The sequence below is a fragment of the Burkholderia sp. ABCPW 14 genome, from assembly GCF_001523835.1.
Taxonomy (GTDB): Bacteria; Pseudomonadota; Gammaproteobacteria; order Burkholderiales; family Burkholderiaceae; genus Burkholderia; species Burkholderia mayonis.
Window position 1 is genome coordinate 1 of record NZ_LOVS01000057.1, and the last position, 26,222, is coordinate 26,222.

16 protein-coding genes and 2 pseudogenes are annotated in these 26,222 nt (G+C 67.9%); 8 read left to right on the forward strand and 10 right to left on the reverse strand.

The features are described 5' to 3' along the window. The first annotated feature begins 396 nt into the window (after positions 1-396). From WS62_RS08370 to WS62_RS08385, 4 genes are all read left to right on the forward strand, one after another. Positions 397-1,764, forward strand: a complete 1,368-nt coding sequence (locus WS62_RS08370) for an MdtA/MuxA family multidrug efflux RND transporter periplasmic adaptor subunit (protein WP_066570048.1) — start codon at positions 397-399, stop codon at positions 1,762-1,764. Positions 1,765-1,777: 13 nt separating this feature from the next. After that, positions 1,778-4,888 carry an MdtB/MuxB family multidrug efflux RND transporter permease subunit gene (locus WS62_RS08375; RefSeq protein WP_066570051.1) on the forward strand — a complete coding sequence of 1,037 codons (3,111 nt, stop codon included), beginning with the start codon at positions 1,778-1,780 and terminating at the stop codon, positions 4,886-4,888. Further along, positions 4,889-8,179: an efflux RND transporter permease subunit gene (locus tag WS62_RS08380; RefSeq protein WP_066570053.1), complete on the forward strand. Its 3,291-nt coding sequence runs from the start codon at positions 4,889-4,891 to the stop codon at positions 8,177-8,179. Between the two features lie 481 nt (positions 8,180-8,660). Next, positions 8,661-9,290 (forward strand): SDR family oxidoreductase, encoded by a 630-nt coding sequence (locus WS62_RS08385; protein WP_066570055.1) that lies wholly within the window; start codon positions 8,661-8,663, stop codon positions 9,288-9,290. A gap of 134 nt (positions 9,291-9,424) precedes the next feature. Here the strand turns inward: WS62_RS08385 and WS62_RS08390 are convergent, their stop codons facing one another. After that, positions 9,425-9,973 (reverse strand): peroxiredoxin, encoded by a 549-nt coding sequence (locus WS62_RS08390; RefSeq protein ID WP_066570057.1) that lies wholly within the window; start codon positions 9,971-9,973, stop codon positions 9,425-9,427. Between the two features lie 290 nt (positions 9,974-10,263). Between WS62_RS08390 and cdpA the strand changes: the two genes are divergently transcribed. Both cdpA and WS62_RS08400 read left to right on the forward strand, forming a co-directional pair. Continuing rightward, the gene (gene cdpA, locus WS62_RS08395; RefSeq protein ID WP_082720802.1) at positions 10,264-12,006 is read left to right on the forward strand and encodes a cyclic di-GMP phosphodiesterase CdpA; all 1,743 of its coding nucleotides are present in this window, start codon (positions 10,264-10,266) and stop codon (positions 12,004-12,006) included. A gap of 34 nt (positions 12,007-12,040) precedes the next feature. Then, positions 12,041-13,498, forward strand: coding sequence for an HDOD domain-containing protein (locus tag WS62_RS08400; RefSeq protein WP_066570061.1), 1,458 nt, complete (start codon positions 12,041-12,043; stop codon positions 13,496-13,498). 354 nt (positions 13,499-13,852) lie between these two features. On the opposite strand, the gene WS62_RS08405 is transcribed toward WS62_RS08400, so the two are convergent. The 8 genes and pseudogenes from WS62_RS08405 to WS62_RS08445 all read right to left on the reverse strand — a co-directional run bounded on the left by WS62_RS08405 (position 13,853) and on the right by WS62_RS08445 (position 23,026). Further along, on the reverse strand, positions 13,853-14,635 hold the full coding sequence (locus WS62_RS08405) for a c-type cytochrome (RefSeq protein ID WP_066490258.1): 783 nt from the start codon (positions 14,633-14,635) through the stop codon (positions 13,853-13,855). Continuing rightward, positions 14,632-16,257: a b(o/a)3-type cytochrome-c oxidase subunit 1 gene (locus WS62_RS08410; protein WP_066570063.1), complete on the reverse strand. Its 1,626-nt coding sequence runs from the start codon at positions 16,255-16,257 to the stop codon at positions 14,632-14,634. The genes WS62_RS08405 and WS62_RS08410 overlap by 4 nt, the downstream gene beginning before the upstream one ends. Beyond that, positions 16,244-16,801: a cytochrome C oxidase subunit II gene (locus WS62_RS08415; RefSeq protein WP_066490254.1), complete on the reverse strand. Its 558-nt coding sequence runs from the start codon at positions 16,799-16,801 to the stop codon at positions 16,244-16,246. The genes WS62_RS08410 and WS62_RS08415 overlap by 14 nt, the downstream gene beginning before the upstream one ends. A gap of 25 nt (positions 16,802-16,826) precedes the next feature. Next, positions 16,827-17,009 carry a hypothetical protein gene (locus WS62_RS08420; protein WP_004534842.1) on the reverse strand — a complete coding sequence of 61 codons (183 nt, stop codon included), beginning with the start codon at positions 17,007-17,009 and terminating at the stop codon, positions 16,827-16,829. A gap of 7 nt (positions 17,010-17,016) precedes the next feature. Beyond that, on the reverse strand, positions 17,017-18,306 hold the full coding sequence (locus WS62_RS08425; protein ID WP_066570065.1) for a c-type cytochrome: 1,290 nt from the start codon (positions 18,304-18,306) through the stop codon (positions 17,017-17,019). Continuing rightward, complete coding sequence (locus WS62_RS08430; RefSeq protein ID WP_066570067.1) at positions 18,306-19,022, reverse strand: c-type cytochrome; 717 nt, start codon at positions 19,020-19,022, stop codon at positions 18,306-18,308. Before WS62_RS08430 ends, WS62_RS08425 begins: the two co-directional genes overlap by 1 nt. A 421-nt stretch (positions 19,023-19,443) precedes the next feature. Next, positions 19,444-20,688 (reverse strand): annotated as a pseudogene (locus WS62_RS08435) (aspartyl protease family protein). 610 nt (positions 20,689-21,298) lie between these two features. Next, positions 21,299-23,026, reverse strand: a complete 1,728-nt coding sequence (locus tag WS62_RS08445) for a sensor histidine kinase (protein WP_066570071.1) — start codon at positions 23,024-23,026, stop codon at positions 21,299-21,301. Between the two features lie 802 nt (positions 23,027-23,828). Here WS62_RS08445 and WS62_RS08450 point away from each other — a divergent pair. After that, a complete protein-coding gene (locus WS62_RS08450; protein WP_066570072.1) occupies positions 23,829-24,854 on the forward strand; it encodes a sulfonate ABC transporter substrate-binding protein in 1,026 nt (341 codons plus the stop codon). 372 nt (positions 24,855-25,226) lie between these two features. On the opposite strand, the pseudogene WS62_RS08460 reads toward WS62_RS08450, so the two are convergent. Continuing rightward, positions 25,227-25,867 (reverse strand): annotated as a pseudogene (locus WS62_RS08460) (transposase). On the opposite strand from WS62_RS08460, the gene WS62_RS37320 reads away from it, so the two are divergent. Next, entirely contained in the window at positions 25,841-26,218 is a 378-nt protein-coding gene (locus WS62_RS37320) for a hypothetical protein (protein WP_197422791.1), read from the forward strand. The pseudogene WS62_RS08460 and the gene WS62_RS37320 sit on opposite strands and share 27 nt — an antisense overlap. Positions 26,219-26,222: the final 4 nt, after the last annotated feature.

The following is a 26,222-nucleotide window of genomic DNA, read 5'->3' on the forward strand; positions in this document are numbered from 1 at the left end:
CCCTTCGCCCTTCGCCCTTCGCCCTTCGCCCTTCGCCCTTCGCCCTTCGCCCTTCGCCCTTCGCCCTTCGCCCTTCGCCCTTCGCCCTTCGCCCTTCGCCCGCGGCCCGCGGCAGCATCCGACAACGCCACGATCCCCCCGCACAAGCCGCCGCCCCGGCCGCGCGATCGCGCACCGTCATCATCCGTTCATCTGTAACGACCGTAATTCGTTGAAAAATAGGATGCTGGACTGTAACCGCCATGGGGACGTAGCATCATGCAACCTCGCGCCGCAAACGGCGCATCCCGCTCTTTTGCGACGCGACCGGGCCGCAGCCGACCCGCCGCGCCGACCGCGAACGCGGCTCATCCGCGCCTGTCGTACGCGCTGCATGCCGACCTCCAGATCGAACCGATGGACAACCAAGAAAAGCCCACTCCTCGCTCGCCCGCCCACCCGCCGTCGGGCCCCGACACGCCCCGCTCGCGCCGCAAGCTGATGACGTTCTGCGCGCTCGCGGCCGTCGCGATCGGCGGCCTCCTGTGGTGGCATCCGTGGAAGAACGGCGCAAGCAGCGCGACCGCCGCGAGCCAGCCAGGCGGCGCGAGCCAGCCGGGCGGCGCGCGCAAGCGAGGCGGACCGGCCGCGCTCGCGAATCTGCCGCAGCCCGTCCAGGTCGCGGCCGCGACGCGCGGCGAGATGCCCATCATCCTCAACGCGCTCGGCACCGTCACGCCGCTCGCGAACGTGACGGTCAGGACCCAGTTGTCCGGATACCTGCAGTCCGTATCGTTTCAGGAAGGCCAGATCGTCAGGAAAGGCGACGTGCTCGCGCAGATCGATCCGCGCCCCTACCAGATCACGCTCGCGAACGCGCAAGGCGCGCTCGCGCGCGACGAGGCGCTCCTCGCGACCGCGCGCCTCGACCTCAAGCGCTACCAGACGCTCGTCGCGCAGGACTCGATCGCGAAGCAGACGGCCGACACGCAGGCGTCGCTCGTCAAGCAGTACGAAGGCACAGTGCAGATCGACCGCGCGGCAATCGACTCCGCGAAGCTCAACCTGACTTACGCGCGGATCACGGCGCCCGCGTCGGGCCGCGTCGGCCTGCGGCAGGTCGATCCGGGCAACTACGTGACGCCGTCGGATACGAACGGCATCGTCGTCATCACGCAATTGCAGCCGATGAGCGTGATCTTCACGACGTCGGAAGACAACCTGCCGTCGATCCTCAAGCAGGTGAGCGCCGGCAGCAAGCTGTCGATCACCGCGTACAACCGCAACAACACGACGCCGCTCGAAACCGGCGTGCTCGATACGCTCGACAACCAGATCGACACGTCGACGGGCACCGTGAAGCTGCGCGCGACGTTCGAGAACAAGAGCAACCTGCTGTTCCCGAATCAGTTCGTCAACACGCGCCTGCTCGTCGACACGATGCGCGACGCGACGATCGTGCCGACCTCGGCCGTGCTGACGGGCTCGATCGGCCAGTTCGTCTACGTCGTGAAGCCGGACAACACCGTGACCGTGCGCAAGGTGAAGCCCGGCCCGATCGACGGCGAGCGCACGAGCATCGTCGACGGGCTCGCGGTCGGCGAGCGCGTCGTGACGGACGGCTCCGACCGGCTGCGCGAAGGCTCGGCGATCACGATCCCGGCCGAGCAGCCGAAGCACGCGCCGGGCGCGAAAGGCGCGTCGGCCGCATCGGCCGCATCGGCCGCGTCCGGCGCGCACGGCGGGCACAAGCGCCGCGGCGCGTCGCAGGCGCAATCGCAATGACGCCGGCTGACCGATGAATCCGTCCCGCGTCTTCATTCTTCGCCCGGTCGGCACCGCGCTGCTGATGGCGGCGATCCTGCTCGCCGGCCTCGTCGCGCTGCGCTTTTTGCCGCTCGCCGCACTCCCCGAGGTCGACTATCCGACGATCCAGGTCCAGACCTTCTATCCGGGCGCGAGCCCCGAGGTGATGACGTCGTCCGTCACCGCGCCGCTCGAGCGGCAGTTCGGGCAGATGCCGTCGCTCAACCAGATGTCGTCGCAGAGCTCGGCGGGCGCGTCCGTCATCACGCTGCAGTTCAGCCTCGACCTGCCGCTCGACGTCGCCGAGCAGGAAGTGCAGGCGGCGATCAACGCGGCCGGCAACCTGCTGCCGTCGGACCTCCCCGCGCCGCCCATCTACGCGAAGGTCAATCCGGCCGACGCGCCCGTCATCACGCTCGCCGTCACGTCGAAGACGTTGCCCCTCACGCAGGTGCAGGATCTCGCCGACACGCGGCTCGCGATGAAGATCTCGCAGGTGGCGGGCGTCGGCCTCGTCAGCCTGTCTGGCGGCAATCGGCCGGCCGTGCGGATTCAGGCGAACCCGCTCGCGCTCGCGTCGTACGGCCTCAATCTCGACGACCTGCGCACGACGATCTCGAACCTGAACGTCAATACGCCGAAGGGCAATTTCGACGGCCCGACGCGCGCGTACACGATCAACGCGAACGACCAGCTGACGAGCGCCGATCAATACCAGGACGCCGTCGTCGCGTACAAGAACGGCCGGCCCGTGATGCTGACCGATGTCGCGAAGATCGTCGCCGGCGCGGAGAACACGAAGCTCGGCGCGTGGGTCGATTCCGAGCCCGCGATCATCCTGAACGTGCAGCGGCAGCCGGGCGCGAACGTGATCCAGACGGTCGACAACATCAAGGCGATCCTGCCGAAGCTGCAGGAATCGCTGCCCGCCGCGCTCGACGTGCAGATCGTCACCGACCGCACGACGATGATCCGCGCCGCCGTGCGCGACGTGCAGTTCGAGCTCGGGCTCGCGGTCGCGCTCGTCGTGCTCGTGATGTACCTGTTCCTCGCGAACGTCTACGCGACGATCATCCCGAGCCTGTCGGTGCCCTTGTCGCTGATCGGCACGCTCGCGGTGATGTACCTGTCGGGCTTCTCGCTGAACAACCTGTCGCTGATGGCGCTCACGATCGCGACGGGCTTCGTCGTCGACGACGCGATCGTGATGATCGAGAACATCGCGCGCTACGTCGAGGAAGGCGAGTCCGCGCTCGAAGCGGCGCTGAAGGGCTCGAAGCAGATCGGCTTCACGATCATCTCGCTGACGGTGTCCCTCATCGCCGTGCTGATTCCGCTCCTCTTCATGGGCGACGTCGTCGGGCGGCTGTTCCACGAGTTCGCGATCACGCTCGCGGTGACGATCGTGATCTCGGCCATCGTATCGCTCACGCTCGTGCCGATGATGTGCGCGAAGCTCCTGCGCCACACACCGCCGCCCGAGAGCCATCGCTTCGAGGCGAGGGTGCACGTGCTGATCGATCGCATGATCGCGCGCTACGGCATCGCGCTGCAGTGGGTGCTGAACCGGCAGCGCTCGACGCTCGTCGTCGCGGTGCTGACGCTCGCGCTCACCGCCCTCCTCTACGTCGAGATTCCGAAGGGCTTCTTCCCGACCCAGGACACGGGCGTGATCCAGGCGATCACGCAGGCGCCGCAGGCGGTGTCGTACGGCGCGATGGCCGAGCGGCAGCAGGCGCTCGCCGCCGAGATCCTGAAGCATCCGGACGTCGAGAGCCTCACGTCGTTCATCGGCGTCGACGGCTCGAACATCACGCTGAACAGCGGCCGGATGCTGATCAACCTGAAGCCGCGCGACGCGCGCAGCGAGTCGGCGAGCGACGTAATCCGCTCGCTGCAGCAGCAGGTGTCGAACATCCCCGGCATTTCGCTCTACATGCAGCCGGTGCAGGATCTGACGATCGACTCGACGGTGAGCCCGACGCAGTATCACTTCATGCTGACGAGCCCGAATCCGGACGAGTTCACGACCTGGGTGCCGAAACTCGTCGAGCGGCTGAAGAAGGAGCCGTCGCTCGCCGACGTCGCGACCGACCTGCAGAACAACGGCAAGTCGGTCTACATCGAGATCGACCGGGCGACCGCCGCGCGCTTCGGGATCACGCCCGCGACCGTCGACAACGCGCTCTACGACGCGTACGGCCAGCGGATCGTGTCGACGATCTTCACGCAGTCGAACCAGTACCGCGTGATCCTCGAATCCGAGCCGCAGATGCAGCACTACACCGAATCGCTGAACGGCATCTATCTGCCGTCGGCGGGCAGCGGCCAGGTACCGCTGTCGACGATCGCGACGTTCCACGAGCGGCCCGCGCCGCTCCTCGTGTCGCATCTGTCGCAGTTCCCGGCGACGACGATCTCGTTCAACCTCGCGCCGGGCGCGTCGCTCGGCGAGGCGGTCAAGGCGATCGACGCGGCGGAGCACGAGCTCGGGTTGCCCGCGTCGTTCCAGACGCGCTTCCAGGGCGCGGCGCTCGCGTTCCAGGCATCGCTGTCGAACCAGCTGTTCCTGATCCTCGCCGCGATCATCACGATGTACATCGTGCTCGGCGTGCTGTACGAGAGCTACATCCATCCGATCACGATCCTGTCGACGCTGCCGTCGGCGGGCGTGGGCGCCCTGCTCGCGCTGATGATCACCGGGCACGACCTCGACATCATCGGGATCATCGGCATCGTGCTGCTCATCGGCATCGTGAAGAAGAACGCGATCATGATGATCGACTTCGCGCTCGAAGCCGAGCGCGTCGAGGGCAAGCCGCCGCGCGAGGCGATCTATCAGGCGTGCCTGCTGCGCTTCCGGCCGATCCTGATGACGACGCTGGCCGCGCTGCTCGGCGCCGTGCCGCTCATCGTCGGCTCCGGCGCGGGCTCCGAGCTGCGCCAGCCGCTCGGGATCGCGATCGCGGGCGGGCTCATCGTGTCGCAGGTGCTGACGCTCTTCACGACGCCCGTGATCTACCTCGGCTTCGACGCGCTCGCGCGCCGCATCCGCGGCTTCTTTGATCGCTCCGGTCCAACGGCCGCGCATCCGGACGCGTAAATGAACCTGTCGCGTCCGTTCATCACCCGCCCCGTCGCGACGACGCTGCTCGCGCTCGGGATCGCGCTCGCCGGCCTGTTCGCGTTCGTCCAGCTGCCCGTCTCGCCGCTGCCGCAAGTCGACTTCCCGACGATCATGGTGCAGGCGTCGCTTCCCGGCGCGAGCCCCGATACTGTCGCGACGAGCGTGACGAGCCCGCTCGAGCGGCACTTGGGCTCGATCGCGGACGTCTCCGAAATGACGTCGATGAGCTCCGTCGGCAACGCGCGGATCGTGCTGCAGTTCAACCTGAACCGCGACATCGACGGCGCCGCGCGCGACGTGCAGGCGGCGATCAACGCCGCGCGCGCCGACCTGCCCGCGAGCCTGAAGAGCAACCCGACGTACCGCAAGGTCAATCCGGCCGACTCGCCGATCATGGTCTTGTCGCTGACGTCGAAGACGGCGTCGCCCGCGAAGCTGTACGACGCAGCGTCGACGGTGCTCCAGCAGTCGCTGTCGCAGATCGACGGAATCGGCCAGGTCAGCTTGAGCGGCTCGGCGAACCCGGCCGTGCGCGTCGAGCTCGAGCCGCACGCGCTCTTCCACTACGGCATCGGCCTCGAAGACGTGCGCGCCGCACTGGCGTCGGCGAACGCGAACAGCCCGAAGGGCGCGATCGAATTCGGCCCGAACCACTATCAGCTATACACGAACGACCAGGCATCGCAGGCGTCGCAGTACAAGGATCTCGTGATCGCGTACCGCAACCACGCGGCCGTGAGCCTCTCGGACGTGTCGACCGTCGTCGATTCGGTCGAAGACCTGCGCAACCTCGGCCTCGCGAACGGCGACCGCGCGGTGCTCGTGATCCTGTACCGGTCGCCGGGCGCGAACATCATCGAGACGATCGACCGCGTGAAGACGGCGCTACCGCAGCTGACGGCCGCGCTGCCCGCCGACATCCAGGTCTCGCCGGTGCTCGACCGGTCGAGAACCATCCGCGCGTCGCTCGCCGACACCGAGCACACCCTGCTCATCGCGGTGAGCCTCGTCGTGATGGTCGTGTTCCTGTTCCTGCGCAACTGGCGCGCGACGCTGATTCCGAGCGTCGCGGTGCCGATCTCGATCGTCGGCACGTTCGGCGCGATGTACCTGCTCGGCTTTTCGCTGAACAACCTGTCGCTGATGGCGCTCATCGTCGCGACGGGCTTCGTCGTCGACGACGCGATCGTCGTGCTCGAGAACATCTCGCGCCACATCGAGAACGGCACGCCGCGGCTGCAGGCCGCGTTCGACGGCGCGCGCGAGGTCGGCTTCACGGTGCTGTCGATCAGCCTGTCGCTCGTCGCCGTGTTCCTGCCGATCCTGCTGATGGGCGGCATCGTCGGGCGCCTGTTCCGCGAGTTCGCGCTCACGCTGTCGCTCGCGATCGGCGTGTCGCTCATCGTATCGCTGACGCTGACGCCGATGATGTGCGCGCGACTCCTGCCCGAAGCACACGATCCGCGCGACGAAGGCCGCTTCGCGCGCTGGCTCGAGCGCGGCTTCGCGCGGATGCAGCGCGGCTACGAGCACACGCTGTCGTGGGCGCTGCGCCACCCGCGCACGATTCTCATGACGCTCGTCGCAACGATCGCGCTCAACGTGTTCCTGTACATCGTCGTGCCGAAGGGCTTCTTCCCGCAGCAGGACACGGGCCTCATGGTGGGCGGCATCCAGGCCGATCAGACGACGTCGTTCCAGGCAATGAAGCTCAAGTTCACCGAGATGATGCGCATCGTCAGCGCGAATCCGAACGTCGCGAACGTCGCGGGCTTCACGGGCGGCGCGCAGACCAACTCGGGCTTCATGTTCGTCGCGCTGAAGGACAAGCCGGGGCGCAAGCTGTCGGCCGACCAGGTGATCCAGCAACTGCGGCCGCAGCTCGCCGACGTCGCGGGCGCGCGCACGTTCCTGCAGGCCGCGCAGGACATCCGGATGGGCGGCCGGCAGAGCAACGCGCAGTATCAGTTCACGCTGCTCGGCGATTCGACGGCCGAGCTGTACAAGTGGGGGCCGATCCTCACGGAAGCGCTGCAGAAGCGCCCCGAGCTCGCCGACGTGAACTCCGACCAGCAGCAAGGCGGCCTCGAGGCGATGGTGACGATCGACCGCGCGACGGCCGCGCGCCTCGGCATCAAGCCCGCGCAGATCGACAACACGCTGTACGACGCGTTCGGCCAGCGCCAGGTGTCGACGATCTACAACCCGCTCAATCAGTACCACGTCGTGATGGAAGTCGCGCCGCAATACTGGCAGAGCCCGGAGATGCTGAAGCAGGTGTACATCAGCACGTCGGGCGGCAGCGCGAGCGGCGCGCAGACGACGAACGCCGCGGCGGGCACGTACGTCGCGACGTCGGCGGCCGGCACGTCGTCGCAGAGCGCCGCCGCGATCGCCGCCGATTCGGCGCGCAACCAGGCGCTCAACTCGATCGCGTCGAGCGGCAAGTCGAGCGCGTCGTCGGGCGCGGCGGTGTCGACGTCGAAGTCGACGATGGTGCCCCTGTCCGCGATCGCGAGCTTCGGGCCGAGCACGACGCCGCTGTCGGTCAACCACCAGGGCCTCTTCGTCGCGACGACGATCTCGTTCAACCTGCCGCCCGGCGTGTCGCTGTCGAAGGCGACGCAGGCGATCTACCAGACGATGGCCGAGATCGGCGTGCCGCCGACGATCCAGGGCGGCTTCCAGGGCACGGCGCAGGCGTTCCAGCAGTCGCTGAAGGATCAGCCGATCCTGATCCTCGCGGCGCTCGCGGCCGTCTACATCGTGCTCGGGATCCTGTACGAGAGCTACATCCATCCGATCACGATCCTGTCGACGCTGCCGTCGGCGGGCGTCGGCGCCCTGCTCGGCCTGCTGCTCTTCAAGACCGAGTTCAGCATCATCGCGCTGATCGGCGTGATTCTCCTCATCGGCATCGTGAAGAAGAACGCGATCATGATGGTCGACTTCGCGATCGACGCGTCGCGGCAGGGCAAGTCGTCGTTCGATGCGATCCACGAAGCGTGCCTGCTGCGGTTCCGGCCGATCATGATGACGACGATGGCGGCGCTCCTCGGCGCGCTGCCGCTCGCGTTCGGCCACGGCGACGGCGCCGAGCTGCGCGCGCCGCTCGGGATCGCGATCGTGGGCGGGCTCATCGTGTCGCAGATGCTGACGCTCTATACGACGCCCGTCGTCTATCTGTACATGGACCGGCTGCGCGTATGGGCCGAAAAGCGGAAGAATCGCGGCGCGGCGGGCGGCCCGGCGGTCGCAGGCGAGTGACGCTCGGGCGGGCGCGACGCGGACCGGGCGGGCCGATCCGCGCGGCGCGCGCCGGCCTCGCGGATCGTCGGCCGTGCGTTGGCATGCCGCCTCTCGCGCCCCGCGCGGGCGACGGCGCGCCGCTGCCCGCGTCGCCCGGAAGCGCGTCGCCCGGCACCCCATCGCGTGCGAAGCCGCCGTGTCACAAATGCTTACGCCTGATACGAAGCCCGTCGTCTATTCATGAATGAGCGGGCCGCGCGGCCGGCGGGAAAACCGCCGCCGCGCAGCACCGCCCGCGAACGCCCCCGGCACCGGCGGTCGGCGCGAATTCGCGCACTCGCGCCGTCATGTGCGCCAGCCCACCGCCGCGCGCCGGGCCTTGATCCGAATCTCGTTTCGGCGTCAACGATCGGACGTGAATTCGGCATACACTTGTACGCTCGTCGTCAGTCCCTCGTGGAGGGCGCCATTGACGCAGCGCAATGCAAGGAGCGGTTTCATGTCGATGAAGGTACTGCTGATTGGCGCGTCCGGCCGCACGGGCCGCGCGCTTGCGGACCTGCTGCTCAAGCAGCAGGATTTCGAGGTCACGGCGCTCGTGCGCCGGCCTGATTACGCGCTGCCGGGCGCGAAAGTCGTCGTCGCCGACCTGGCGAACGACTTCTCGTCCGCGTTCAGCGGCATCACACACGCAATCTATGCGGCGGGCTCCGCCGAATCCGAAGGCGCGGCCGAAGAGGAGCAGGTCGACCGCGACGCCGTCGCGCACGCAGCCGAGTATGCGAAGGCGCACAACGTGCAGAAGCTCGTCGTGATCAGCTCGCTCTCCGCGTACTGGCCGGAGCGCAGCCCCGAGTTCCTGCGCCACTACTCGCAGATGAAGCGCGAAGGCGACGACCGCGTGATCGCGTCGGACATCGACTACGTGATCCTGCGGCCGGGCCCGCTGTCCGACGATCCGGGCATCGGCAAGATCGCGCTCACCGAGGAGCGGCTCGACAACGCGCCGCCCGTCGCGCGTCAGGACGTCGCATGGGCGGCGATCGAGGCGATCAAGCTCGGCATCTCGAAGAAGACGATCGGCTTCGTCGGCGGCGGCGTGCCGATCGAGCAGGCGCTGCGCGCCTGAACGAACGGGCCGGGCGCGCGGTACGCCCCCGGCCTCCGTCTGCCGGCACGCGCCCGGCGTGCCCCGCCCCCGCGACACCCGCTCGGGGCGCGTCTACCGAACCCCGCCGCCGCGCCCGAGACGCGCCGCGGCCGTCACGGCTGCTTGTGCGACACCGCCCACGCCTTCACCGCGTTCAGCGTGTTCTCGACATGCTTGTCGGGCGACAGGCTCGTGTACTCATAGAGTATCTTCCCCTCCGGCGAAATCACGTACGACACGCGGTTCGCCTTCGAAATCGCCGGCAACTTCGCGTCGTACTCGCGGATGAGCTTCGCATCCGGGTCCGCGGCGACCGGGAACTTGCTGCGGCACTCGCTGACCGAAAACTTCGTCAGCGTGCCGATGTCGTCCGCCGACACGCCGATCACCGTCGCACCATACTGTTTGTAAGCGTCGACCGCGTCGGCGAACGCGTGCGCCTCGATCGTGCAGCCGGTCGTGAACGCGGCCGGATAGAAGTACAGCACGACGGGCCCCTTCTTCAGCGCCTCGGCGAGCGAATACGTGTAAGTCTTGCCGCCGAGCGACGCCTGCGCGCTGAAATCGGGCGCCGCGTCGCCGACCTTCAGCACCGCATGGGCCGCGACCGTATACAGCGCGAAGAGCGCGGCCGCCGCGCCCATTGCCAGTTTTCGATTCATCTGAGTCCTCGTCTTCGAATGTCCATACGTTTAACAGGGTCTGGCGCCCGGCAAGCCGACCGCACGCGTTCGCATCCCGAACTGTCGCGCATGACGAAACGCTCTAGATCGTTTCTTCCCTGACGCTAAAGAATCGGCACAATGCGCCGTTATTGCGTCCGGACACCGGTTCCAGCCCCTTCACGCCAGCGAGAAACATGGAAGCCATCAGGAACAAAATGCCCCGCAAGGGCTCCTGGCGCGCCGCACTTCACAAGCTCCGCCGCTTCGCGTGGTCGGGCGGCGCGCTGATGCCCGCGCGCGCCGGCACGCCGCGCGCCGACGATACGGTCCGAAGCTGGTTGGAGCAAACCGTCGGTGCGGTCGATTTCCTCGCTCACGTGGATCGCGATCTGCGCTTCCTGTACGTATCGGACGCGAGCCTGCGCTTCATCGGCTACCACCGCGACTATCTGCACACGCTGACGCTGCGCGACCTGATCCCGGAGCAGGATACCGCGACGCTCGACGGCCTGCTCGCACGCGCGTCGGAGACGGGCGACATCGAGAAGGCGACGCTGTGCCTCGTCAAGTCGCTGACCTACCCGCTCGACGTCGAGGTGCGCGCGGTGCGCAGCCGCCACCACGGCGTCGACGGCTTCGCGATCGCGGCGTTCGACGTGTCGTCGTGGCGCGCGATCGAGGCGCGGCTCACGTACGAGCTGCACCACGATCCGATGACGGGGCTCGACAACCTGTCCGCGCTGCTTCCCGCGCTGATGCGCGCGCAGCAGACGGCCGATGAAGGCGGCGGCTGCACCGCGCTCATCCTCCTCGATCTCGACGACTATCAGCGGATCAACCGCGCGCTCGGCTACGACGCGGGCGACGCGCTGCTGCGCGACACCGCGCAACGGCTGCAGCGGATCGCGACGCGCGGCGAGCGGCTCGCGCGCGTCGCGAGCGACAAGTTCGCGGTGGTGCTGAGCGCGCCGACGCGCGTGGCCGCGATCGACGCGGCGGAGGCGCTCGCGCGGCAGCTTCAGACGGCGGTCCAGCAGCCGTACGCGTACGGCGGACAGGCGGTGCACCTGTCGGCGAGCGCCGGCATCGCGATCTACCCGGATGCGCGCGCCGCATCGAAGCACGCGCAGCACCACAGCCCGCTCTTGCGGCGCGCGGACCGCGCGCTCGCGCAGGCGAAGTCGGCGGGCGGCAACGCGCTCGCCTTCCATCAGCCGACCGACGATCCGGCCGACGCCGAGCGCCTGAAGCTCGAAGCCGATCTCTACAACGGCGTGCGCAACGGCGAGTTCTCTCTGCATTTCCAGCCGATCACGAAGAGCCACACGGGCGCCGTCGTCGGCGTCGAGGCGCTGATCCGCTGGCACCATCCGGTGCACGGACTCGTCGCGCCGGCGACGTTCATCCCGCTCGCCGAATCGATCGGCCTCATCAACTATCTCGGCAACTGGGTGCTGAAGGCCGCGTGCATGCAGCTCGTGTCGTGGGACCGGCAAGGGATCGCGCTGCAATACGTGGCCGTGAACGTGTCGCCGCAGCAGTTTCGCGATCCGCGCTTCACGCAGAGCGTGCGCGACGCGATCAAGCTGACGGGCATCGACCCGTGCCGGATCGTCCTCGAGATCACCGAAAGCCTGCTGATGCACGATCCGAATCACGCGAAGACGCTGCTCGAGGAAGTGACCGAGCTCGGCATCCGCTTCGCGGTCGACGACTTCGGCACCGGCTATTCGAGCCTCGCGTACCTGCAGAGCTTCCCGCTCGCGAAGCTGAAGATCGACCGCAGTTTCGTCGAAAATCTGTTGACGTCGAGAAATGACCGCGCGATCGTGTCGGCGGTCGTCGGCCTCGCGCAGACGCTCGAGCTCGAACTCGTCGCCGAGGGCGTCGAGACCGAGGCGCAGCGCACGCTGCTGACCGAGATGGGCTGCAACCACATTCAAGGCTGGCTCGTCTGCCAGGCGCTGCCGTCGGAGGAACTCGCGCAGCGCTTCGAAGCGCAGGAGCTGTATCTGCACGAAATCGCATGACGCACGCCGCCGGCTTTCTCAATCACTGATTCGTATGCCAATCACCGCACAATTGCCGCGAACGGCGCTGCTCGACAAGCTCTGGGCCCGGATGAACGAGCGCGGCGATTTTCCGCTGCTGTCGGACGCGCTGCGCGCGACGATGGCCGCGATGAAGAACGACGACCTCGACTTCACGGCGCTCGTGCGCGTCGTGCTGTCGGACTTCGCGCTGACGCAGAAGGTGCTGCGGCTCGCGAACTCGGCGATGTACATGGCGTTCGGCGGCAACATCACGACCGTCACGCGCGCGCTGATGGTGCTCGGGATGGACGCCGTCGGCCATCTCGTCGTCGGGCTCAAGCTCGTCGACCATTTTCATCAAAGCGCGCCGCGCCGCATCGACGCGAAGCTCGAATTGAACCGCGCGCTGCTGTCCGGCTGCGTCGCGCGCAAGCTGACCGGGCACGTCGACCTGCGCGCGGGCGAAGAAGCGGTCGTCTGCACGCTGATGCGGCAGGTCGGCAAGCTGCTCGTCGTCTGCTATCTCGACGCGGAGTGGGAAGAGATCCGCCGGCGCGCGGCCGAGCATGACGACGACGACGAAGCCGCATGCCGTGCGGTGCTCGGCGTCGGCTTCGACGAGATCGGCCTCGAGGCGGCGTCCCGCTGGCGGCTGCCGGAGCTGATCCGCGCCGGCATGACGCGCTTCGACGCGAACGACGGCGCGCCGCACGACGTCCAGTGGCTGCGAGCGGTGAGCCACTGCTCGACCGACGTCGCGGCCGCGCTCACGTCGATGCACGCGCAGCAGCGCGACGCGCGGATCGCGGCGCTCGCGCATCGCTTTCACGGCGTGCTCGGCACCGATGCCGACGAGCTCGCCGAGATCGCCGCGTCGCTGTCGCGCGAGGAGACGAGCGACACGGTGATGCGCGAGATCGTCGAGTTGCGCGCGAACGCGGACAAGATCGCGCGCGGCGCGTCGAACCCGCAGGCGTGCCTCGAAGCGGGCCTCGCGGATCTGCGCGCGCTGCCGTCCGAGCACGTGCTCGGCCCGGTGCTCGCGCTCGCGTCCGAAAGCGTGCTCGCGGGCCTCGCCTTCACGCGCACCGTGATGTTCGTGCGGCGCGACGACGGCGTGTTCGCCGCGCGGCTCGGCTTCGGTCCGGACGTCGACGCGCAGCTCGAGCGGTTGCGCTTTCACGAGGCATTCGAGCCCGACGTGTTCCACCTCGCGATCACGAACTCGGTCGGCATCTTCATCGAGAACGCGCGCGACCCGAAGATGGTCAAGCGCCTGCCCGCGTGGTATCTGGACGCGCTCGACGACTCGCGCGCATTCGTGCTGCTGCCCGTGATCGCGGAGCAGAACGCGGTCGCGCTGCTGTACGGCGACTGGGCGGCCGGCCAGCCGGCGCGCAAGATCACGCAGCAGGAAATGGGCGTGCTCAACGAACTTGCGGCCGAGCTCGGGCGCTTCTTTCGCGGCGCGCAGGGCGACGACAAATAACACGCGCGATCACGCACGACGCAGGGCCGCGCATGCGGCGAGCGCCGGCGGGCAAGGCGGTGCGCGGACGCCGCGCCCATCGCCGCCGGCGACACGAAACGACGCAGCCACAATCATCTGAATTCAGCGAGACAGCCGGACCATGCGCCGGCTCGCGCGACGTCGCCGCGCCATGCTCGTGAGCGTGCCCGCCGCGAATCCCCCGCGCATCGCACGACGCCCATCGCCGCCTTCGATCAAAAGCGGCAAACGGGTTCGCCCCGTTTGCCGCTTCTTCCTTTCACGACTCGATCGCGCGCGAGACGCGCGCCGCCCTGCCCCGCCCGCGTACGCGCAGCCGCCGCGCCCCCCGCGTTACGGCCGGCCCGCGTAGTACCGCGCGGCGGCCGCGATCTCGTCGGGCGTCATCTGCCGCGCGACGTTGCGCATCTGCGCGCTGATGTCGTTGTGCCGCGCGCCCGACGCGAACGCCTGCAACTGCGCCTTGATGTAGACCTCGGGCTCGCCTTCGAGCCACGGCCCGCCGACCTTGTTGTCCATCCCGCCGTGGCACGACGCGCACGGTGCGATGTTGCGCATCGGCGCGCCGCTCGCGACGATCTTCGGCGGATTCGCGGCGGGCTTCGCCGCGGCGCGCGGCAGATACGAATAGAACGCCGCGAGATCGCGCATGTCCTGGTCGGACAGATTCACGACCATCGGCGCCATCACCGCGTTCGTGCGCGCGCCCGTCTGGAAGTCCTTCAACTGCTTGTAGATGACGGCCGCGTACTGGCCCGCGAGGTTCGGCGAATTCGCGTCGCTCATCCCGCGCGCGCCGTGACACATCGTGCAGCGCATCGCGAGCGTCGCGCCGCGGCCGATCGACAGGCTGTCCGTCTGCGTCATCATCTGCGGCGTGACGACGACGGCGCTCGTCTTGACCGTCGCAGGCTCCGGCTGCGACGGCAGCCACGCGCGCGGCACGCCGGCCGCGCTGCAGATCGCGTTCCAGATGCCCTGGAACTGCGCGTCCTTCTGCACCGACGGCAGCCAGACGAAGCCGATCAGCACCGACGCGACGACCGCGAACAGCGTGAGCCCGACGCTGACCGTAAACCAGCGGTTGCGAATCGAAAACAGACGTTCCGTGCTCATCGCTGCGTCCCCATGTAGATCGCCGGCACCGACGGTTGCTTGAGCGCCATCAACTGCGCGATCGGATAGCCGTAGTTGACGACCGTGAGGCCGATCATCAGCGCGATCCACAGCCCGAAGCTGTTGAGCGCGACGGGCAGCGTCTTCGGCTCGTGCACGGCCGAGCTGAACGTGAACTCGGCGGGCTTGACCTTCGCGCTGCAATGGCTGCGTATCAGCACGACGAAGAACAGCACGGCCGACGCGACGAGGATCAGCGCGCCGACGACCGACATGATCACCCAGATCGCCTGCGGCGCGATCGCGGGATCGCTGTAGTCGTAATAGGCCATCCGGCGCGGCATGCCGAGAATGCCGACGTAGTGCCACGGGAACGTCGTGACGATCATCCCGATGAACCACAGCCACAGCTGCGTCTTGACGAGGCGCAGGCTGCCGAGCGCGCGTCCCGTCAGATGCGGCCACAGCTCGTATGCGATCGCGAAGTACATGACGACGACGGCGCCGCCGAAGATCAGGTGGAAGTGGCCCGTGATCCACTGCGTATTGTGGATCGTCGAATCGAGCTGATAGCTCATGTTGATGATCCCGCCCGCGCCGCCGAAGCCGAGCATCACGAACGAGAACGCGACGGCGAGCATCATCGGCTCATGCCATGGCAGCGCGCGCAGCCAGCCGAACGCGCCCTTGCCGCCGCGCAGGCGCGCCGCGATCTCGACCGATGCGCACACCGTGAACACCGTGAGGAGCGTCGGCACCGCGACGAGCGCCGTGAACACCGACTGCAGGAACTTGAAGCCCGAGCCGACCTGCGGATCGGCGAACAGGTGGTGAATGCCGATCGGCATCGCGCCGACGAGGAACAGGATGAACGAGATGCGCGCCATCCCGTCGCTGTACAGCTTGCCGCCGATCGCGCGCGGCACGAGCGCGTAGTACGCGATGTACGCGGGAATCAGCCAGAAGTAGACGATCGCATGCAGCGTCCACGAGAAGAACACGCGCGCGAGGCCCGCGTCGATCGTCGACTTGAGCCCGACCGCGACAGGCAGGATCTGGAACAGGATCTCGATCGCCGCGCCGACGGCCGTCCAGCCCCACAGATAGGCGCCCGCGACGTTGGCGAACATCGCGAGCGGAATCGGCTTGCCGGGGTTCGCCTTCTTCCACACATACAGGTTCACCGACATCAGCGCGACCCAGATCCACGAGCCGACGACGACGAGCACGACGCCGAGGTAGTAGAACGGACTGCCGATCATCGGCGGATAGAACGTGTACAGCACCGACGACAGGCCGAGCGACACGGGCGTCATCGCGACGACCGAGCCGACCGCGATCAGCCAGAAGCCCGTCCATGCCCAGCGGCGGCCGACGAGCGGCATCTTGAGCGCGAGTTCGCTGATCGCATAGCCGAAGCCCATTGCGATCAGCGTCGGGAACACGTAGCCCATCACCGAGCCGTGCGCCGTCACCGAACGGTAGTAGAGCTCGGGATTGCCGAGCCACGGATGCAGCGGACTGCGCGCGAGCATCTGCCACGCGCCGAGCAGCAGCGCGACGCCGAACACCGCGAACGCGAGCCAGAAATGGGCGAGCACCAGTCGATTATTCTTTAACACAGCTCAATCTCCGCGCGCTGGACGCCAGTTTGTCGAATTCCGCACGGTCAATGACCTTGACGTGCGCCCACATCCCCTCGTGACCCGTGCCGCAATACTCATGGCACGGCATCAGGTGGTCCTTCGGCTTGTCGAAGGTCGTCCTGAACGTCGCGACGTAGCCCGGCTCGAGCATCGAGTTGATGTTGGTGTCGGTGATGAGGAAGCCGTGCACGACGTCCGCGCTCGTCGCGCGGAACGTGACGGGCGTGTTCGCCGGCACGAGGATGCATTGCGGTGTGAACGAGTACTGCTGGCCGATCACGCGCACCGTGACCGAGCCGTCCGGCTCGCGCGCGGTGCCGAGGTTGCTCTCAATGAATTCGCCCGAGACATGCAGCGTCGTCGGGTCGATCGTCTCGACGCGCGACGGCGGCATCATCGCCCAGTGAAGGCCGGTGTACACCATCATGGCGACGAGGACGACCATCAGGCCGACGGCCAGGATCGCCCACCTGCGCTCGATCCGGGCCGCGAGCTGCGCGCCGTCGAGACGGTCTGGCATAGGTTGTTTGGACATGGCAGCCGGATTATTGGATCACGCCGCGAGGCAGGAAGACGAGAAAGTAGAAGGCGAACCACAGCGCGATCACGATCGCGGTCGCGGTGCCCGCGAGCGCGAGCGCGCCGCGCGGCCCCGCGCGGACGATCTCGTCGACCGCGTCGTCGTGCGGTTCGGGGTCGCCCCCGTGTCGTTGGGAAGTGTCGCTCATGATGTCCTCAATAGAGCGGAGCGGAACGCAGCGCGTTGGCTTCCTTCGCGGAAACCGGCGCGCCGCGATTGCCCCAGGCGGTGCGGATGAACGTCGTCACGGCGGCCACTTCGTCGTCCGACAGAGACTGGGCGAAAGGCGGCATGCCGTAGGGCTCGGGATTCTTCGCGGTGCCGGGCGCGTAGCCGCCGTTCAGCACCATGCGGATCGGATTCACCGCTGACGTCATCTGGATCGACTGGTTGCCCGCGAGCGGCGGGAACGCCGGCGTCTTGCCACGGCCCGTCTTGCCGTGGCAAGACGCGCACTGCGCGTCGTAGATCTTCGCACCGAGCTTGTAGAGGCGCGTGTCTTCCGGCGCGGGCATCTTCGTCGGCGGCGCGGACGCGGATTCGCTGCCGCGCTGCGGCAGCGCCTTCAGATAGACGGCCATCGCGCGCACGTCGTCGTCGGACAGGTGCTGCAGGCTGTCGTAGACGACCTCCGCCATCGGCCCGTACACCGCGCCGCGATGCGACGCGCCCGCCTGCAGGAGGCCCGTGATGTCGGCGATGCTCCAGTCGCCGAGCCCCGCTTCCTTGTTCGACGTGAGCGACGGCGCGTACCACGCCTGCATCGGGATCAGCCCGCCTTCGAACGCGTTCGACTCCGAGCTGCCGCCGAGCGCATTGATCGCGGTGTGGCACATCGAGCAGTGGCCGAGCCCTTGCACGAGATACGCGCCGCGGTTCCATTCGGCCGACTTCGTGTTGTCCGGCTGATACTCGCCTTCCTTGAAGTACAGCGTGCGCCAGCCGATCAGGAGCTGCCGGTTGTTGTACGGAAAGCGCATGTCGTGCGGCCGGTTCGCGAGCTTCACGGGCGGCACCGAGCGCAGGTACGCGAAGATCGCGTCCGAATCCGCGCGCGTCACCTTCGTGTATGCGGCGAACGGCATCGCCGGATACAGCAGCGAGCCGTCGCGCGAGCGGCCGGTATGCATCATCGAGTAGAACTCGTCGGCGGTCCATTTGCCGATGCCCGCCTCGTTGTCGGGCGTGATGTTCGGCGAATACAGCGTGCCGAACGGCGTCGGCATCGCGCGACCACCCGCGAAGAGCTTCTCACCCGGCACCGTATGGCAGGCGATGCAGTCGCCCGCGCGCGCCAGATATTCGCCGCGCCGGATGGTCGCCGCGTCGTTCGACGGCTGCGCGGAAGCGACGGACGCCGCGCCCGCGGCTGCCAACAGCACGCCGGCGAATGCGAGCGCGCTGCGGAATTTGACGATCAATTGCTTGTGCACCGAGGCCTCCATTAGCGCGGTTCGCCACCGCATGCGAGCGGCATGTCGAGCGAGCCCGCGGGGGCGGGCGACGGATTGGCGGGCGCGGGCCGCGACGCGAGCCACGCGGAGATCGCGGTCACGTCGGTGTCGGTGAGCCGGGATGCGACCTGCTGCATGCAGTCGGGCGCGATCGACGTGCGCGTGCCGTAACGCCATGCGCCGAGCTGCGCGCTCAGGTATTCCGCGTGCAGGCCGAGGAGGCCCGGCACGGCGGGCTCCATGCCCGTCAGCGCCGCGCCGTGGCACGACGCGCACGCGGGAATCTTGCGCGACGGATCGCCCGACCTCACGAGCTGCTGTCCCCGCTCGAGCACCGCGGGCGCGGCGGCGGGCGCCGTGATCGCCGGGAACGGCGGACGCCGGCTCGCGAAGTGGTCGGCGATCCGATGCAGGTACGCGTCGGGCAGATACGCGAGCAGGTAGTTCATCGGCGGGTACTTGCGCCGGCCGTCGCGGAACGCGACGAGCTGGTTGTACAGATAGCCGGCGGGCTTGCCGGACAGGCGCGGAAAGTAGTCGTTCGACGTTCCCTCGCCCTGCCGGCCGTGACACGCGGCGCATGCGAGCACGCGCGCCTCCATCGTATCGGGCGCGCGTTCCGTCTGCGGTTCCTGGGATAGCGCCGTCTGGCTCAGCAACGCGCACAGCACAGCAAGTACAGCGGTGGGTCTCGAGGTCACTGTCATCCTCTCCGGCAAGGCATCGAGTTCCCGCCATCGACGCGAGCCGCCCCTGCGGATCGTGGGGTAAGCGGGTACGTCGCACGCACCATCGCTTTCTTTGGTCTCATGGGAACTTGTTGTTCAAATTTTCAATGTCGCGAAAATCTCATGAGCACCGTTGCTTTGCGTTGATTCATGTCAATTAAATACCTCTTTACATTGATAGTCGATCGGACGCGCGATCGCAAATCTCATGTTTTTGGAATTTAGTCGCTCATGCACAAAGCGCAGTATTTCGCGACGCCCCACATGGCGTCGCGATTTTTCTCTTATGCGGCAATGCGTTACGCGCGGCGAGCCCGCGCGAGCCGTCGTCGCTGCGGCGCGTGGGGCGCGTGGGGCGCGCCGCCCGCGGCCGCGCGAGCGGCCGGATGAAGGCCGTGTGTCAAATCCGCACGGTGCGGCGCGCGCCGCCGCGTTCGATCGCGATCTCGAGCGAGCCCGCCGGCGCGGTGCTCAATCGATCGCGCACGTCGTCGATGGCCGACGGGTCGACATGCTTGCCGTCGATCTCGACGAGCACGTCGCCGTTTTCGAGGCCGTAGCGGCCGAGGTCGTCCGGCCGGTTGTGGAACAGCTGCACGCGGCCGTCGACGTAGCGGATCGCGATCGTGCGCAGCGGCTGCGGATCGTCCTGCGTGAAGCGGCTCGCGTCGTAGCAGAACTCCATCGTGCTCGGCACGAACATGTAGCGATCGAGCCGCGCGAGGAAGTTCATCCCGAGCATGTCGCCGCCGCCTTCGGCGACGCGCAGGCCGCCGACCGGCTTGCCGTCGAACGACAGCCCCTTCGCGAAGTAATCGAGCGACTGCCCGACGCCGTTCGCCGACAGGCTCGGCACCGTGTCGCCGAGCGGCTTCGCGGCCTTGCGGCTCGCGAGGAACGCGAGCGTCGGCGCGGACACGATCGAATGGCGCGCGCCGGTATCGAAACGGAACATCGTCCATTGGTCGCCGAAGTCGACGCTCACGGCGGGCGACTGACCGAAACTGTCCTGATACGGGACGCAATGCTGGAAGCGCTGCCCGGCGGGCGGATGACGCCAGACCGTCAGCGTGCCGCTGCGATTGTCGGCGACCCAGCTCAACTGGCGAAAGATCTCGATGCCGACGACGCCGTCGATCTGCGCGCCGAACGCCTGCGACAGCAACGACAGGTCGAGGCCGAGCCACGGATAGAAGCTCGGCACCTCGAAGCTGCCGAGCGCGAGCGGCAACGGCTACCACAAGCGCACGCGCTCCCGCGGCAGCACGCCGTCTGCCGTCGTGAGGCCTTTCGCGAGCATCGAGCGATACGCGATCGGAATCTGTTCGTCGGTCGACGGCTGCGTGATCGACTGCGCGAGCCGGTTGTCGATCACCGTGTGGCTCGCGCCCGTGTCGACGAGAAAGCGGTAGGTCTTGCCCGCGATCGCAACGGGCACGACGAATCCGCTCTTCGGCTTGAACGATGCGGTCAGCACGGGCGTCGCGCCGCCGCGCTGCGGCTCGGCGCGCTCGCCGCAGGCGGTCGCGAAGAGCGCGGTTGCGCAGACGAGCGCGATCGTCGAAAGCGCGCGCGGCGCGCGACGGCGGGAAGCGGATTCGGAGCGGGCGGGCGACTGCGAGGAAACGAAGGCGTGTTGAACCATGAAGGGCAGATGCGTGATGCGAAAGTGAAGATGGGCGGACGATCGCGCGGGGCGGCGCATCGCGTCGTGCGACACGTCGTGCGCCGTGCATGCGGCGCTCGTCCGCTCAATGAAATGCATATGTAAGGATTGGCGATTCTATAGAAACGCCGTTGCGCTCGCTGTCGACTTTTGTTTACCCGCTTTCGAATGATGCCGTGCGCTGCTTCGGCATCGCGCCGCTGCCTGCCCGCACGGCCGAGGCACGATTGTCGCCCCGCCTCGCCCCGCCCGAGCGCACGATGCTCGTACGGCCGGTCGCAGACGCGGGGCCCACCGCATGCGACGCGCGGCGCGAGAAAGGCGCGCGGTGCGCGAAGCTCGGCCTCGCTGCGCGACGCGCGGCGAGGCGCAATTGCTCGACGCGACGCTCGCATCCGATCCTGATCAACCGGCCGTTCGTCGTCGCGCTGCGCGGCGCGCGGCACTGCCGCCCGTCGGAACGCGTGCGGGGAACGCGGCCATCGCCGCTGCGCGCCCGTTCACGAAGAAAGGCGGCAAGATCGCGATCGATCCGCGCGGCCCGCGCGCCGGGCGCCGACGCACGCGACAGCCGCTTGGCGCCGCCGCGTCAGTCACGCAGCTCGCCGCTCTGCAGGACGGTCACCGCATGCGACTGCACGAGCGGAATGTGAACTTCGATCGACGTGCCCTGCCCCGGCGCCGTCCGCACCGACAGCGTGCCCTGCACCAGATAGGCGCGCTCGCGCAGACCGACGAGCCCGAACGAATTCGGCTTGCGCGGATTCGCCGTGTCGAAGCCGACGCCGTCATCGCGGATGCTCAGCATCACCTCGTCATGATCGGCGATGAGCCGGATGTCGACGTGCGACGCGCGCGCGTGGCGCCCGACGTTCGTCAGCGATTCCTGCAAGATGCGGAACGTCGTGCTCGCCTGCGGCTCGACGAGATCGAGTTCGGGCGGATCGATGACGAGCGTGCAGTCGATCCGGTGCCGCTGCTGGAACGCCTGCACGAGCCACTGGATTGCCGGGACGAGCCCGAGATCGTCGAGCATCAGCGGCCGCAGATCGGTTGCGATCCGGCGCGTCGCCGCGACCGCCCCGTCGAGCAGCCCGCGCATTTCCGAAAAGCGTCCGGCGAGCTCGTTGCCTGTCGTCGACACGCGTTCGAGATCGAGCCGCAGCATCGCGAGCGTCTGCGCGAGCTCATCGTGCAACTCGCGCGCGATCCGGCCGCGCTCCTGCTCGCGCGCGGTCGAGCTGATCGCGGCGATCTCGCGCAGCTCTTCGCGCGAGCGCGCGAGCGCCTCCTCCGCGCGCTCGCGTTCGGCGATCTCGCGCCGCAGCTCGCGGTTCACGGTCATCAGCTCGCTCGTGCGCTCGGCGACGCGCTGCTCGAGCAACTCGTTCGCCTCGTTCAACTGGACGGTCTTCTCCTGCACGCGCCGGTGCTCGATCCGCTCGCCATGCAACGCGCGCACCGTGCGCGCATACAGCTTGCCGTTTTCGAGCAGCAGCGCGAGCAGCACGAAGCTCGACGCGACGAGGCCATAGATGCGCCCCGCATAGAAACCGAGATCGAAGCGCCCGCGATTGAGAACGGCCGACAGCGCGATGTCGAGAAGCCACGCGCACAGCACGACGACGAGCCACAGATCGAGCACCGAGTGCGGCCGGCGCGACGCAAGCAGGATCAGCGCGCCGAGCGTCAGCAGCCAGACCGTCGTGACGACGCCGCGCATGAGCGGCATGTAGTGCTGATTCTGCATGATCGCCGGCAGCAGCTCGCGGCCGCTCGTCGCCAGCGTGGCGAACGCGCCCGTCGCGACGACCGCGGTGCCGATGCAAACGATCACGGGCAGCACGACCCGTCCCGTGTAGAGCGGCTGCCCGTGCTCGTGGCGGCTGATGAACGTATAGGCGATGACGCAAAGCGGAAAGCCGCCGTGCCAGAACATATAGAGCCACGCGGTGGTCTGTGGGCCCGCATCGAGCAGCCCGTTCGGCAGGAACAGGCCGGGGAACGTGAGCATGTGCACGCTCGCCATGAAGCCCGTGAACAGATAGCCGCCCGCGAGCACGACGAGGGACGTGGTGCGCAGGATGCCGAACTGGCCGAGCAGCAGGCCCGCCGTGATCAGATCGCAGATCACGATCGCCGACTGATAGATCGGGATGAACGCCCACACCTGCGGCATCTGGATGCGCACGAACGGCGCGAGCGTGGCCAACAGGACCACGGACAGCACCACCGCCGTCATCGCGAGCCGACGCTCGCGGCGCTCAGGCTGCAGCGTCGACAGGAAGATTCTCGATTCGTCCGTCAACTCGCCCATTCTGGTTCTCCTCATCCCGCGAGCGTGCTCGCTCGGGCATGTCGCGCGATCCCGTTCAGCGCGACTATTATGAAATCGATCTTGCTTCGCGAAAAGCGGAGGCGCATCGGGGCGGCGCGGGCGGTCGACGGCGCGCAACGGGCTCGCGCGCAGCGACGCAGCATCGCTGCATCGCTGCATCGCTGCATCGGCGGCGGATCGGTTTGCGCGGGCGAGTGGCTGGTCGACCGCGGCCGGCGGGCTTCGGGCTTCGGGCTTCGGGCTTCGGGCTTCGGGCTTCGGGCGCTGGATTTCGGGCGGCGAACTGCGGCGGCAGTCTATCGGGCGATGGAGCGCCACCTGCACGCCCAGCGCCGCTCGACCGCCCGTTTCCCTTTTCCGGGATCGAGCCGCCACGCGATCGCCCCGTGCCGCCCGAAAGTCGCGCGAGCCAATCTCGCCCGTCGGAGCCCCGCGCTTGCAAGCCGTCGCCCTCCGGTACGTACCTGCGCGTGCGATACGGTTCGCCGCAAACGCGCAAGCATCGGCGCGCGCATCCATTGCAGCGCGCACGCCCGAGCGACGCACTGCGAGGCCGGCCACGCGCCTTCGCTCGAGCGCCCCGCATCCGCATCCGCATCCGCATCCGCATCCGCAAATTCTCTCTCGCGAAATCGATAGCAGAACAAAGTCGAAGCCGGCCATTGACCCGCTTTGCGCACGCCGACGATGATGGCTGCGAATTCTCGGCGCGGCCGCGCGGTCGTGCATCACGCCGCGGACGCCGCACCGCGCGCAAACACTGCATCGACACACGAGCCACATGACCTCTCACGACACGCCCCGCTCCACCTCTCCCCGATCCGTTCAAGACGACATGCGCCGCCTGCTGCTGAAGGCGGCAGGCGCGGCCGCGCTTGCCGCACCATTGTCGGGCGGCCTCGCCGCATTGTCGGCGAGCGGGGCCGCGCACGCACAACGCAGCGCGAAAACGCTGCGGATTGGCTATCAGAAATACGGCAACTTCGTCGTGCTGAAAGCGCGCGGCACGCTCGAGAAGCGGCTCGCCGATCAACAGGTTGCGATTCAATGGATTGAGTTTCCCGGCGGCCCTCAACTGCTCGAAGGCCTGAACGCCGGCGCGATCGACGTCGGCACCGTCGGCGAGACGCCGCCTGTCTTCGCGCTCGCCGCCGGCGTCGATTTCGTCTATGTCGGCAGCGAGCCGCCCGCGCCGCAGGGCGAAGCGATCGTCGTGCCGCACGATTCGCCGGTTCGCACCGTCGCGGATCTGCGCGGCAAGAAGATCGCGCTCAACAAGGGCTCGAACGTCCACTACCTGCTCGTCAAGGCGCTGCAGCGCGCGAAGATCGATTACCGCGACATCACGCCCGTGTATCTCGCGCCCGCTGACGCGCGCGCGGCGTTCGCGCAGCGCGGCGTCGATGCATGGGTGATTTGGGATCCTTATCTCGCCGCGGTCGAGCGGCAAACGAACGCGCGCGCAATCGCGAACGGCGAAGGGCTCGTGAACAACACGCAGTACTACCTCGCGAGCCGGAAGTTCGCCGAAGCCGAGCCGCAACGGGTGCGCGCGCTCCTCGACGAGGTCGGCGCGGTTGACCGCTGGGCGCGTGAAAACGTCGCCGCGGTCGCCGCGCAACTATCGCCGCTCGTCGGTCTCGACACCGCGACGCTCGAACTCGCGTTCAAGCGCGCGAGCTACGGCGTGCAGCCGATCGACCACGCGGCGCTCGCGTATCAACAGCAGATCGCCGATACGTTCGCAAGCCTCAAGCTGATTCCGCGCAAGATCGACGTCGCAGCCGCACGCTGGCAAGCGGCGTAGGCGCTCGCGTGTCCTCTCGAATCTTCTCGAATCCTCGCGAATCGCGACGCAATCACGCCGAGCGAAGTGCCGACGCGTTGCCCGGCGGCGTCGGACGATGCGTCGGCATGCCGCTGCGGGCGGCTGGCCACGGTGCGATGTCTCTCCGCGTCGGGCCATCGCTGACCATATCAAGATCATCCGGGCGAAAAGGCTCGAGCGCATCGATCGATGCATCGATAGGCCCGACGCCGGTGTAACCGCGCGATGCGCGCGAAGCCGACACACGCGACAAGCCGGCCGTTTGCGACCGATTGATTGCGCGCCGATCGTCGATTGCCGAGCAATCGCGAAGATGTGCTCGACGATGCGCCGCCCGATGCACGGCGCGACTCACCCGCATGGCTTTCCGTCAGCCGCGCCGCCTTCGCCGCGCTCCGGCACGCGGCCGTCCCTGCCCGCATCGGCCGCACCGCCGCCGACAGGCCCGCACCATGATTCAGGGCTGCTCCAGAACGCGTTGAACTGGAACCGGCGATGCACTCGCGCGGGAGATTTCGCGTCGACCGCTCCGATCCGCTCGCGCAGTTCAACCTGTCGCCCGCCTGCCTCCAGCCGCTCGACGATCGCGGCGAGCGTGCCGTCCGCGGACCATTCGTCGAAGCGGCGGCGGCAAGTCGGCGACGACGGATAGCCGCGCGGCAACGCGCCCCAGCATTCGCCTGTCGTCAGCACCCACAGCACCGCGTTCGCGACCGCACGCGCCTGCGCGCGCGGCCGGCCGCAGCGCGTATTCCGCGCCGGCTGCGTCGCGAGCAGCCCCTCGATACGCGCCCATTCGTCGTCGCTCAACTCTTCGAACTGCATCGTCAGCCCTCTTCGAGAAATCGGCGGGAACGCGCACGCACACGACATGCACAACGCCGATGAAACGCCTGTCAGCCGCGGCAAACGCAGAGCGTCCGCCGCGCGGGCCTCGTGCAATCGTTCGGAATGTAGGCAAGCGCATGCCACGCCGCCGAAGGCGACGTCACGCGGACGCCGAATGGAATACCGACAGCGTGCGGATCAAAAGCCGCACGATACACGACCCCCCTTCCCCGGATAAATTCGTTGTTGTTCTAAGTAAATCTCAGGATCTCGATTCGACTCCATCGAGCGCGCATCGCGTCGCAGCGATGCGATGCGCTGCGGCCGGCCGCGCCACCCGCAGCGGGACGCGGATGGGCGAACACGTTCGTTCGGACGCGCCGGATTCGGTGATCCGTTCGAGCGTCGTTCCCAAGCGGCGATTCGATTGGAGCGCAATATTACACGCGGGCCGCGAGAAATCCAACGCTGTCAATATCGGCAGCGCTGCGGCGGCGCATCAATGGTACGCGTGAGATT

Bases quoted from the DNA above. Each gene is read 5' to 3' on its own strand.
- WS62_RS08450 (WP_066570072.1), top strand. From the start codon at position 23,829: ATGACCTCTCACGACACGCCCCGCTCCACCTCTCCCCGATCCGTTCAA.
- WS62_RS08375 (WP_066570051.1), top strand. From the start codon at position 1,778: ATGAATCCGTCCCGCGTCTTCATTCTTCGCCCGGTCGGCACCGCGCTG.
- WS62_RS08400 (WP_066570061.1), top strand. From the start codon at position 12,041: ATGCCAATCACCGCACAATTGCCGCGAACGGCGCTGCTCGACAAGCTC.
- WS62_RS08430 (WP_066570067.1), bottom strand. From the start codon at position 19,022: ATGACAGTGACCTCGAGACCCACCGCTGTACTTGCTGTGCTGTGCGCG.
- WS62_RS08370 (WP_066570048.1), top strand. From the start codon at position 397: ATGGACAACCAAGAAAAGCCCACTCCTCGCTCGCCCGCCCACCCGCCG.
- WS62_RS08390 (WP_066570057.1), bottom strand. From the start codon at position 9,973: ATGAATCGAAAACTGGCAATGGGCGCGGCGGCCGCGCTCTTCGCGCTG.
- cdpA (WP_082720802.1), top strand. From the start codon at position 10,264: ATGCCCGCGCGCGCCGGCACGCCGCGCGCCGACGATACGGTCCGAAGC.
- WS62_RS37320 (WP_197422791.1), top strand. From the start codon at position 25,841: ATGCCACGCCGCCGAAGGCGACGTCACGCGGACGCCGAATGGAATACC.
- WS62_RS08380 (WP_066570053.1), top strand. From the start codon at position 4,889: ATGAACCTGTCGCGTCCGTTCATCACCCGCCCCGTCGCGACGACGCTG.
- WS62_RS08425 (WP_066570065.1), bottom strand. From the start codon at position 18,306: ATGGAGGCCTCGGTGCACAAGCAATTGATCGTCAAATTCCGCAGCGCG.
- WS62_RS08385 (WP_066570055.1), top strand. From the start codon at position 8,661: ATGTCGATGAAGGTACTGCTGATTGGCGCGTCCGGCCGCACGGGCCGC.
- WS62_RS08415 (WP_066490254.1), bottom strand. From the start codon at position 16,801: ATGCCAGACCGTCTCGACGGCGCGCAGCTCGCGGCCCGGATCGAGCGC.
- WS62_RS08405 (WP_066490258.1), bottom strand. From the start codon at position 14,635: ATGAGCACGGAACGTCTGTTTTCGATTCGCAACCGCTGGTTTACGGTC.
- WS62_RS08445 (WP_066570071.1), bottom strand. From the start codon at position 23,026: ATGGGCGAGTTGACGGACGAATCGAGAATCTTCCTGTCGACGCTGCAG.
- WS62_RS08420 (WP_004534842.1), bottom strand. From the start codon at position 17,009: ATGAGCGACACTTCCCAACGACACGGGGGCGACCCCGAACCGCACGAC.